1 protein-coding gene is annotated in these 2,301 nt (G+C 66.8%); it reads right to left on the reverse strand.

What is annotated here, in order from left to right:
• On the reverse strand, window positions 1–2,301 hold a 2,301-nt coding region (locus ACRWNM_RS36455; protein ID WP_431972720.1), incomplete at both ends, for a type I polyketide synthase.

A 2,301-nucleotide genomic window follows, 5' to 3' on the forward strand; every position in this document is an offset into this window, starting at 1 on the left:
ACCCTGCCTGCGCATCCGATCGAAGTCGTCGTCGGACAGCTCGACGCCGAGCCCGCTCGATCTCGCCCACAACCCGTAATCGAGGGAGGTCGCGGGTAGTCCCAGGCTGCGGCGATGCGCCGCGAGGGCATCGAGGAAGACGTTCGCGGCAGCGTAGTTCGCTTGACCGGCAGCCAGCACCAGCCCACCCGCGGAAGACACCAGCACGAACAAGGACAGCGAGTGCTGACGAGTGAGTTCGTGAAGGTGCCACGCGGCATCGAGCTTGGGTCCGAAGACATGGTCGATCCGGTCCGGCGTGATCGACTCGATCACGCCGTTGTCGGCGGTTCCGGCCGCGTGCACGACACCCACCAGCGGATGCTGGGCCGGGATGGTTTCCAGCAGTGCCGCCAGTGCGTCCCGATCGGACACGTCACATGCGGTGATGGTCGCCTGCGCGCCGAGCTCGAGCAGATCGTCACGCAGTTCAGCCGCGCCAGGGGCATCCGGGCCACGCCGAGATGTCAAAAGCAGATGGCGCACACCGTGTTCGGTCACAAGGTGTCGAGCGATCACCGCACCGAGGCCACCGGTGCCACCGGTAATCAGCACAGTGCCGGGCTCGGACAGCCGGGCGATCGTGCCGGGTGCGTGACGGGTCAACCGCGGCACGAGCAGGGTCGTGCCACGGAGCGCGGCCTCCGGTTCCGTCGCAGCAGCCGTTGCCACGGTCGCGATAGAGACCGGGTCACGGTCTCGGGCCAGGTCGGGGTGGTCCAGGTCGAGAAGCTGGAATCGCCCTGGGTGTTCGGCCTGCGCGGCACGCAACAGCCCCCACACCGGAGCCTGACCCAGATCCACCTGCTCCGAATCGGCAACAGCCACTGCTTGTTCGGTGAGTACGACCAAACGAGAACCAGCGAAACGACTATCGGCCAGCCAGCCCTGAACAGTGTCCAGAACACCGGTGACAACCTGGCGCGCAGCCTCCGGCACCGCACCACTGTGGGAGGGGCACTCGAGCAACACGATGTCGGGAACAACCGAGTCGGAAGTCGCGTCCAGATCGGCGATCAACGACGGAAGATCATCGTAACCCCGCACCCCGCCAGAACTCTGGCCCCCGAGTACCGCTACGCGAGCCGGTTCGACTTCCCCCGCCGACAGCGGGGCAGTCAGCCATTCCAAGCCGAAGAGGGCCTCCGACACCCGATCCGCGCTGAGGCGCTCAGCCGATACCGGCCGAGAAACCAAGGCCCCCACCGACAACACCGGGTGGCCCTGCTCATCGGCCATCTGCACGGCGAACCGATCGCTTTGAAGCACGATCCGGACCCGCACCGCGGCAGCGCCGACCGAGTGCATCACCACTCGGTTCCAGGTGAACGGCAGCGCCGGGAAACCCTCGACACCACCGCGCAGACCATGAACTATCCCGGCATGCAACGCCGAGTCGAACAATGCCGGATGAATCCCGAAACCGTTGGCGTCCTGCGGATCCGGCAGCGCGACCTCGGCGAACAACTCATCGCCGCGCTGCCATGCCGCCCGCAAACCCTGGAAGAACGGGCCATATCCATAGCCGACATCGAGCAACTCGTCATAGACACCGTCAATGGGCATCGGCTGCGCACCGGCGGGAGGCCACGAGGCGAGGTCGAAATCGGCCACCACATCACCCGGCGCAAGCACACCTTCGGCGTGCAGCACCCACGGACCCTCGCCCGCCTGCCGAGAATGGACACTCAGCCGTCGACGACCGGCCTCGTCAGCAGCGGCCACCACGACCTGCACCGAGACACTGCCCTCGGCTGGGAGCGTCAACGGGGTATGCAGGACGAGCTCGTCCACCACGGCACAGCCCAGGATATCGCCGATGTAACTGGCCAGCTCGACAAAACCGGTTCCCGGCAGCAACACGGTGCCGAGCACGCTGTGGTCGGCCAGCCACTCGACAGAGCCCACCGACCACCGGCCGGTGAAACTCACCCCACCCGAATCCGGGTGCGGCACAACCGCACCCAGCAACGGATGATCCACCACATCCAACCCGGCCGAGCTGACCCCACCCAGCTCGGCTCCCAGCCACGACTGCGCCAGCACCTGCTTGGCATCGAGCCAGAAGCGCTCGTGCTGGAAGGCATAGGTGGGCAGGTCGATTCGTTGAGCCCCGGTACCGGCGTAGAAACCAGCCCAATCCACCACAGCGCCGGAGACGAACAACCCGGCCACCCCGCCCAGCACCGTGGACGGATCGGCATGGTCTCGACGCGCCAGCGCCACCACCGCGGCAGCCCCGTCGTCGAGAGTCTGGGCGAC

This window comes from Nocardia sp. bgisy134 (genome assembly GCF_965341865.1).
Taxonomy (GTDB): Bacteria; Actinomycetota; Actinomycetes; order Mycobacteriales; family Mycobacteriaceae; genus Nocardia.